This is a genomic window from Deltaproteobacteria bacterium (assembly GCA_026388415.1).
Lineage (GTDB): Bacteria > Desulfobacterota > Syntrophia > Syntrophales > JACQWR01 > JAPLJV01.
In genome coordinates this window covers 1-8,642 of the sequence record JAPLJV010000031.1, presented here as the reverse complement: position 1 = coordinate 8,642, position 8,642 = coordinate 1, and the positions used below count along the sequence as shown (strand labels likewise).

Annotated in this window: 9 protein-coding genes; 5 read left to right on the top strand and 4 right to left on the bottom strand. The window is 53.2% G+C overall.

The genetic code is table 11. From position 1 onward, the window contains the following. Together NT140_07070 and NT140_07065 are read left to right on the top strand one after the other, a co-directional pair. On the top strand, positions 1-527 hold a 527-nt coding region (locus NT140_07070; GenBank protein MCX5831633.1), incomplete at its 5' end, for a DUF6125 family protein. 33 nt (positions 528-560) lie between these two features. Beyond that, a complete protein-coding gene (locus tag NT140_07065) occupies positions 561-911 on the top strand; it encodes a DUF4405 domain-containing protein (GenBank protein ID MCX5831632.1) in 351 nt (116 codons plus the stop codon). Between the two features lie 278 nt (positions 912-1,189). Here the strand turns inward: NT140_07065 and NT140_07060 are convergent, their stop codons facing one another. Further along, on the bottom strand, positions 1,190-2,173 hold the full coding sequence (locus NT140_07060) for a PDZ domain-containing protein (GenBank protein MCX5831631.1): 984 nt from the start codon (positions 2,171-2,173) through the stop codon (positions 1,190-1,192). A gap of 206 nt (positions 2,174-2,379) precedes the next feature. On the opposite strand from NT140_07060, the gene NT140_07055 reads away from it, so the two are divergent. The 3 genes from NT140_07055 to NT140_07045 are packed head-to-tail and all read left to right on the top strand — an operon-like array spanning position 2,380 to position 5,407. Beyond that, the gene (locus NT140_07055; GenBank protein MCX5831630.1) at positions 2,380-3,672 is read left to right on the top strand and encodes an MFS transporter; all 1,293 of its coding nucleotides are present in this window, start codon (positions 2,380-2,382) and stop codon (positions 3,670-3,672) included. Then, positions 3,669-4,400 (top strand): sugar phosphate nucleotidyltransferase, encoded by a 732-nt coding sequence (locus NT140_07050; GenBank protein ID MCX5831629.1) that lies wholly within the window; start codon positions 3,669-3,671, stop codon positions 4,398-4,400. Before NT140_07055 ends, NT140_07050 begins: the two co-directional genes overlap by 4 nt. Beyond that, complete coding sequence (locus NT140_07045) at positions 4,397-5,407, top strand: phosphotransferase (GenBank protein ID MCX5831628.1); 1,011 nt, start codon at positions 4,397-4,399, stop codon at positions 5,405-5,407. The genes NT140_07050 and NT140_07045 overlap by 4 nt, the downstream gene beginning before the upstream one ends. A 42-nt stretch (positions 5,408-5,449) precedes the next feature. Here the strand turns inward: NT140_07045 and NT140_07040 are convergent, their stop codons facing one another. From NT140_07040 to NT140_07030, 3 genes are all read right to left on the bottom strand, one after another. Then, complete coding sequence (locus NT140_07040; protein MCX5831627.1) at positions 5,450-7,525, bottom strand: thioredoxin domain-containing protein; 2,076 nt, start codon at positions 7,523-7,525, stop codon at positions 5,450-5,452. A gap of 212 nt (positions 7,526-7,737) precedes the next feature. Further along, positions 7,738-8,469 carry a hypothetical protein gene (locus NT140_07035; GenBank protein ID MCX5831626.1) on the bottom strand — a complete coding sequence of 244 codons (732 nt, stop codon included), beginning with the start codon at positions 8,467-8,469 and terminating at the stop codon, positions 7,738-7,740. A gap of 62 nt (positions 8,470-8,531) precedes the next feature. After that, positions 8,532-8,642: NAD(P)/FAD-dependent oxidoreductase (locus NT140_07030; protein MCX5831625.1), on the bottom strand; the 111-nt coding region annotated here is incomplete at its 5' end.

Genomic DNA, 8,642 nt, shown 5'->3' with positions numbered 1-8,642 from the left:
ACCCTGACAATCCGGTTCATGAGGAGTTGGAGCAACTCCCGAAAGAAACGCTTATCGAACTCATAAAGATGTATTCAAGGAACTGGCACACCTGCGATGGTCTCTGGTTTTCAGGGGTAGAGGAGCGGTACGGCACGGATAAAGCCCTTGAAATAGATATTAACATGTGGGATGTCTCATCAAGGCTTGAAGCAAAAAGAATAAAGGAGATACTTGCCATTCCCGACAACGGTGGCCTCGGAGCAGTGCTACAGACCATTAATTTCATGAGTTGGGCTGCTAAATGTGCTTATCGTGTCGAGAAGATGGCCGATATGGCGCTCCTGACCGTTACGTCCTGCCCCCCTCAGGAAGCCCGTTTGAAATCCGGTGTGGGTCTATTTGCGTGCAGACCTACCTTCGAGGTGGGCTTCGGAAATGTGGCACGCGTCATAGATCCGGCAGTGAAAGTGTCGTGTAAGTATTGTCCTCCGGGCCCTCATCCCGTGGATAGCTGGTGCCAGTGGGAGTTCAAGGTTGACCGTTAACATAAGGGGGGCAAAGGGAGGAGGAGTGACAAGATGAGTGACAAAGTTGCGCACAGGACAGGGATGAGCGCTCGAGCCTTAGCATCTATGGCTCTATTTTGCGCAGGCGTGTGGTTAGTTCCTTCCGGTATAGCGCTCCATTTTGCCTCACATGAAGGCGACACTATGTGGAGCCACCTGTTCATGACCATGCACAATACCGCTTCCCTGCTCTTCTTAATAGCGGCCGTCGTCCACATGATTCTGAACTGGAAGGTTCTGACCCACTACGTGAACACCAGGGTTGGAGAGTATATGCGGTTCAAGCGAGAGCTGTTAATTGCAGTCCTGGGCGTGTCCGGGTTTGTGCTGTTAGTGGCGTCCCATGCGCTCCACATCCCATAGAGGAGGTCAGTGCAAAGGGAACATTAGGGGGCAGCGATTGACATCGGACAAACCGAAAGAGTAGATTGCCCAACAAGACTGTCCAGCCAATCGGCTATAAAGCCGGCCTCCGGCTGACCTCCACGTTAGCATCACATTAAAAATTATAGGTATTCATATGGATTTTCTTACGTTTAAAAGCTTTATCAGCACTGAGGTTTTAACAATATTTTGTTACGTATAGCAGGAAGCTATCCGCGGATACGATCCTTTAATGTTTTCACCAAGCGCTATCGGAATTAGTGGGCGCTGTTTATGATGGCGGCTGAAATGCTGTCGCTTATTTTAATCACTTCCGTTGCCAGATTTGAATCACCCGCAACCTGAACCTTACGGGTAAAGATAACTTTTTCGTCACGAACGCTTGCAACGATAAACTCAAGTGCCAAAATCATCCCTTTCTTCTCAATGCGTCCGGTAACGATGAAATTTAACCCCAGTCTGCCGCCGATGCTGACAATATCACTCAAATTATCGTTCTGCTGAAGGTTGTTAAGCGTAAGAAATTCCAGCAGATCATGGCGACTGATTATTGAGAAGGCTTGGTTCTTGCCCAAGGCGTCGGTGAGCAAGTTTGTGACTTCTGGTCCGTATTTAGAAGCATCTATATTGACCGCATTAAAATTGAAGACAGACAAACGTGAAATATTTTTAGCCCTATCGTCCTTGGCGCTTCTATTAAGGGGAGCTTCTTTGCCCTGCGCCAGTTCTTGTGCCATTATCCCGGACCTACTATCTCGCGCGGCAGTTTCTATCTCATTTTCGTTTCTTCTTTCAATGGTTACCGAATAGATTCTTTCCTGGCCATTCCGAAACGCCTTGATTTTAACGTTTTCTCCTACACGGAAGTTAGCTACGATCATTGATAATGTGGAATAGTTATTAATCGTTCGGCCATTTACAGCCGTGATGACATCTCCGGACCTCAGACCAGCCCTGGCTGCCGGGCCATCTTCAGATACCCCCACGATAAAGGCTCCGGTTGGTGGTTTGAGATTCAGGTTCTTGGCAACTTCCGCCGTAACGTCCTGAACAGATACACCCAGCCAGCCCCTCGATGCTTCTGTCCGACTTCTGGAATCGAACAGAGTAGAAGAGGAACTGGTTTTTTTGAGTAGCGACCTATCGGCAATGCCTCTTACCGGAGCTCTGGCAGCACATCCAAATAAAGATATGAAAAGTAATAAACTAAACACCGTGGCGGCATACTTATTAATTTGCATATTTATCACCCACTATATTTGCATAAGCAACAGGCCGATGTTGCGTATCCTTTGATCTTTAATATACCTTGATGACCAAAATTGCAACTTTATATTTGCATGAATATCTGTATGCTGGAGTACCGGATATTGTCCTTGACGAATAGCGAAGAAGTCTTATACAAGACCAAGGTATCTATCATAAAACATGAACAAGGCGGGAACTCATGCCAAAAAAGCCAGTGTTGCTCCGCCCCTTTTTTTGGGTGCCCACCTTATATGTTGCCGAAGGCATCCCCTATATTGTCGCCATGACGGTTTCCGTCGTCCTCTATAAACGACTGGGCGTCTCCAATACGGACATTGCTTTGTATACGAGCTGGTTCTACCTGCCCTGGGTCATCAAACCGCTCTGGAGTCCCCTGGTAGACATGTTTCGCACCAAGAGATCCTGGATACTGGCGATGCAGTTGTTGATTGCCCTTGCTCTTCTCTGCCTGGCGTTGGCCATCCCGGTGGCGGGTTTTTTCCGGTTTACCCTGCTTTTTTTCTGGATCATGGCCTTCAGTTCCGCCACCCATGATATTGCCGCCGACGGATTTTACATGCTCGGTCTCCGGCAGGATGAACAGGCAGCTCTGGTGGGAGTTCGCACCATTTTTTACCGGATGGCGACCATTGCCGCCAAGGGGGGACTTGTGATCCTGGCCGGCTATCTGGAAATGCAGGGTATGCCCGTTGCCTCGGCCTGGTCGCTGACTTTTTTTGCCGTCGCGGCTATTTTTCTGGCGCTCTTTCTGTATCACCTTATAGCGCTTCCCGTGCCGGCGTCTGATCGCCCCGCGCCGGTGGCCTCTTCCCAGCATAGAGCGGCCGACTTCTTCAAGATTATGCTACTTTTCTTCCAGAAGAAGGATATTGTGGTTCTGCTGGCATTTTTCCTTTTTTATCGTTTTGCCGAGGCGCAGTTGGTGAAGATGGTGGCCCCCTTTCTGCTCGATCCACCGTTCCGGGGCGGTTTGGGCTTGACGACCGGCGAGGTGGGCTTCGCTTACGGCGCCGTAGGCGTTCTGGCCTTGATGGCCGGCGGGCTGATCGGGGGGTGGGCGGTCTATAAAAAGGGCTTAAAATACTGGCTTTGGACGATGGTATGTGCGATGCACCTGCCGGATTTGATCTTCATTTATCTGGCCTACGCCCTGCCGCAGAATCTGCTTATTGTCAATCTGGCTGTGGCGATTGAGCAGTTCGGCTACGGCTTTGGCTTTACGGCCTTTACGCTGGTGATGATCCAGGCGGCGGAGGGAGAATACAAGACCGTCCATTATGCGATCGGCACGGGCTTCATGGCGCTGGGCATGATGCTGCCTGCCATGTGCAGCGGTTGGATTCAGGAGCAGTTGGGTTATCAGCACTTCTTCATCTGGGTGGCCCTGACCACGATTCCCGGCTTTATCGTCACGGCCCTGATCAAGATAGATCCGGCCTTCGGTAAAAAGGTGGTAAACGGTGCCAAGTGACTGAAAATTATATTAAAACAGCTTTTATCCTCGGCGCCGGGCAGGGCACTCGTCTACGTCCCCTGACTGATTCCTGTCCGAAGCCCCTTTTGCCGGTGGGCGGTCGCCCCATCATCACCTATGCCATGGAGCAGCTCCTTACCCTCGGCGTGGAGCGCTTCATCGTCAATACCCACCACCTGGCCCCTGTTTACGACCAGGTCTTTCCGGAAAAGCAATGGCGGGGGATTCCGATCATTTTTCGCTACGAGCCGCTGCTGCTTGACACCGCCGGTGGTCTGAAAAATATTGAGGATCTCCTGGAGGGCGATGATGACCTGCTGGTATATAATGGCGATGTAATCAGCGACCTGCCGCTCCGGCGACTTTTAGATGCCCATCAGGAGGCAGGCAAGGAAGTGACCCTGGCCTTGCGCAGCAGCGGCGAGCCACTCAATGTATGTCTCAACAAACAAAATGAGGTTTGCGATCTCCGTGGCGAGCTCGGCGGTCAGGGCAAAAAATGCTTGTTTACGGGCATCTATGTTGTGAAAAAAAGTTTTCTCGGCCACCTGCAACCAAGCCGGCCGGAGTCGGTCATCACAGTTTTTCTCGATATGATCAGAGAGCTGCCCGGAGCAGTGGCCGGGGTAATAATAGATGAGGGCCGGTGGTATGATGCCGGCTCCCTGGAGGAATATGAAAAGTTAAACAAACTGTTGTCCGCAACAAAAGAGGGCGCCAGGTGAGTCATTCATTCACAGAGATCGGCGCCACGGTCCGCAAGGTGCTGGGGATTAAGGAAGATCAGCCCCTTTCGATAATCCCCATCGCCCGCGGAGGGTCCGCCCGGTCGTTCTACCGGGTCCGCAGCGGCAACCGTGCCATTTGTATTTTCATGCAATACGACCGCGACCGCCGGGAAAACAATTATTACACGGCCCAGGCCGCATTTCTGCGCGGAATCGGCGTTTCCGTGCCGCAGATTTTCCATCATGACGCTGCCGGGGGGGTCATCCTGATGGAAGACCTGGGCGAATACGACCTTTGGCACTACCGGCAGGCAACCTGTGAGATACGCCGGCAATATTACTTAAAGACCCTGGATATGATCCGGAAATTGCATGCCTTGCAACCGGGGGACGCGTCTCTGGCCGGGTTGCCGCTGATGGAGGCATTCGGTTCTGAGCTTTACCGTTGGGAGCGCGATTATTTCCGGCAGCATTTTGTGCAGGGCGTTTGCCGGATCGAACTGGACGCGTCAGAAGCTGAAGCCTTGGAAGCAGAGCTGGCCCTGTTGGCGGCAAATCTGACCGGGATGGCGACTTGCCTGATTCATCGCGACCTGCAGTCGCAAAATGTCATGATCTATGACAATCAACCTGTACTGATTGATTTTCAGGGGATGCGCTACGGCCACCCCTGCTATGACCTGGGATCGCTCCTTTATGACCCGTATGTTACTTTCACTGCAGCCGAGAGGGAGGAATTGCTCCAGTATTATTACTCTTTCTACGAGAAAGAGTATGACCTGGCTCACTTCCGGGCCATGTTCCAACAGGCATCCGTACAGCGCCTCATGCAGGCCCTGGGCGCTTACGGATTTCTGGGAAGGCAACGGAACCAGCCGGAATTTCTTGCCCATATCCCTGCTGGTCTGGCGAACCTCATTGAGGCGGCGAGCGATAACCCCCAGCTTCTCCTGCTCACGAATCTGGCCCAGCACTGCCGGAATACCCTTGAACAAAAGTGCTGAGTTCCGAGTGCTGAGTACTTTCTTTTACTCAGTCCTCAGCACTCAGCACTTCCCCTTAAGCGGGCCTATTTCATCCAGCATCATCTCCAGGTCCTTTGCCTCCACAAGCGGCGGGCGACAAGCCCCGGCGGCACAGAGGTAAACGGTCGTGCGGCCGTCAATAGCCGGATAATCTTCCCCATCAATCGCAGAACGAATGACAAGCCCCGGTATGGAGCGACGCCCAATGGTTTGCAGCATAGCAGAGCGATCGGACAGATGAGTCCCGCCGGACAGGGTTATCTCTACTACGGGGCCGTTGATATAGTCGAAGGCAGAAAACAAAGCGACGTAATTGGCGGGCTGCCGGACAACATTGCTCATATTTGACCGCAGGACCGCCTCCCCTGCACTGATTAATGCCGCATCTTTAGTAATCCTGCCAAGCCTGAGCAGGTTCATGGCCGCCACCGCACTGCCGGACGGCGTGACGCTATCGTTGCCTCCCCTCGTCCTCACCAGCACCGGTTCCACATCCCCGCCGGCTTCAAAAAGCCCTCCGTTATCGGGGTCGCGAAAGAGCCCGAGCATTTCGCCCGTAAACTGGAGAGCTACTGTGAGATAGGACGGTTCGAGGGTGGCCTGGTAGAGTTCAATGACCCCCCAGCAAAAGAAGGCGTAATCCTCCAGGAAAGCGGGAATAGCTTCGCCTCCGGCATGCCGAATACGCATGAGTCTCCCCGAAGAATCCGTCATCTTCTCCCGGATAAACGTTATTGCCTGGTCCGCTTCGCGGCGGTAGTCATCCACGCCGGTGGCGCCATAGCCGCGTGCCAGAGCAGCTATCATCAAACCATTCCAGGCCGTTATGATCTTTTCATCCCGAAGCGGCCGAACTCTTTGTTCACGGTCGTGCAGTAACATCCGCCGCCACTGCGCAACATCTTCCACTAACTTTGCAAAAGGCTCTTGTTCTCTTGAAGCGATTTTATCCAGCTCTTGAGGCCAGGTAAGGATATTGCGCCCCTCGAAATTCCCCTGCTGGGTAACGCCAAAGAGCCGACAAAAGCGCAGGGCCGCCTCGCTCCCGATGACGGTTTCCACTTCGGCCGGGGTCCAGAGATAGTAAGTTCCCTCCTTTCCCTCGCTGTCGGCATCCAGGGCTGAGTAGAAGCCCCCTTCCGGATTGGTCATCTCACGCTTCACATAATCGAAAAGTTCACCCGCCACTTCCCGAAAGAACACCTCCCCGGTCGCCTGAAACGCATCCAGATACGCTATGGCCAGCAGGGCCTGATCGTAGAGCATTTTCTCAAAATGGGGGACAAGCCATTGTTGGTCAACGCTGTAGCGGTGGAATCCATAGCCGATCTGATCATAGATTCCGCCTTTCCGCATGGCGCGCAGCGTATGCTCCACTATCCCCAGCGCTTCTCTTGATCCGTTGCGGCCGGAGTAGCGGACCAAAAAAGAAAGGTACGTCGGCATGGGAAACTTTGGCGCCGAGCCGAATCCGCCTGAAGTCCGGTCGTAGATAGCGTTCAACTGCCGGTAGGCTTCTGCCAGCACTTCCCCGCCGGGAGGGTCCATTGTCGCGGGCAACGACAGCTCGGCCAGTGCTTTGATGACGGCCTGCCCTTGCTGTGCGATTTCTCCGCGCCGGGTAACCCACGCGTCGGCGATTCTCCCCAAGACGTCTATGATACCCAGCATCCCCTGCCGCCGGTTCCTTGGTATATAGGTGGCAATAAAGAAGGGACGTCGGTCATGGTTCATAACAACATTCAAGGGCCACCCACCGCTGACGTTCATCAGATGAGCCGCTGCCATGTATTGGTCATCAACGTCCGGGCGCTCCTCACGATCAACCTTGATCGCTATAAAGTGCCGGTTGAGCACTTCAGCAACTTGCCTGTCCTCGAAGGACTCATGGGCCATGACATGGCACCAGTGGCAGGTGGCATAGCCGATGGAGAGAAATATCGGTTTGTCCTCCTTAACTGCTCTATCAAAGGCTTCGGCGCCCCAGGGATACCAGGCGACAGGGTTTTCCGCATGCTGGAGCAGATAGGGGCTGCCGGTGAATATCAGTCGGTTGAACTGAGGTCCACCATCAGGGGACAGATTCGTCTTATCCATCTTCCTCAGGCGACGGATCCGAGCATTTTCATCTCTGGCAGGCGTTGTTTTTATTGACATCTTTTTTACAGGAATCCTTCCCGTTGGGAGAAGCCATTCAGGTGGCAATTCCCATTCTGGGCAAGACATACCGGTTCACGACGAACCATCCGACAACGACAATTAGTAAAATCCATCCTTCGTCCATAGTTATTTCCTTTTGTCCTTTTCCGTTAGAATTTTAAGATGAGGGGATAAATTGTGCCTGTATCAGTTGCTTTCAGATGCAGGCGCAGCTCCTTGGGCTTCCCGGCTTCGCCGGGGAAAAAAATGAACCCGTGGGCAATCTCGTAGGGTTTTACCGCCCGCTTTTCCAGAGATCTGGTCTTCAGATCATCCCGGATTTGATAACGCGCCTCGTCATCGGTCAAACCCTTTGCACCTCCCATGGTCAGACCGGCCGCCGCGCCGATGGCCGCCCCTTTTGCGGCTGCCTCGCCGACACTCGTCCCCGTAACAATACCGATTGCCGCGCCGATGATGCCTCCGGCGGCGCCAGCCAGCATACCGGATTTGGCGCCCTCCGGCACGACGTTGCCCAGCTCCGTCTTTTTGTTTATCCGGTCGTAGGCAAGGCTCGCATCGAGAATAGGCCAGAGGTTATTGGCCTCATCCACCAGGAAGGTTTGCGCCGGGACAATTTCCAGAGAATGAGCGCCCTTGTTGTCAAATATGACCTGGACGGGCAGGATGCCGGCGCCGCGGATGTCAAAGCCGAAAGCATTACCAGCCTCATCTTTGCCGTCGTAGGCCTTGGCGGCGATGGTTGCCTCGGCAGCCTCCGTGGCGTTCGGGTAGGCCGTCGGAAGTTTGAAAGGAACCACCTGTCTTTCGTATTTTGTACAGGCCGAAACCGCAACCAACAAAAAAATCGCTATCAAGTGCAGCCATTTTATACGTCTCATTTTGCTCCTCCTCCTCCTCCTCCTCTTTAATATTTTTAGTATAATCAGCAGAACAGGGGATGTCAACGCAATTGAGTTTCCATCCGTTCTTTTACGAAGGCGACAGCCTGTTCGCCGGCTACATGGCCGGTGGAGAAGGCCGCTTGCAGATTGTAACCGCCCGTGTCGGCATC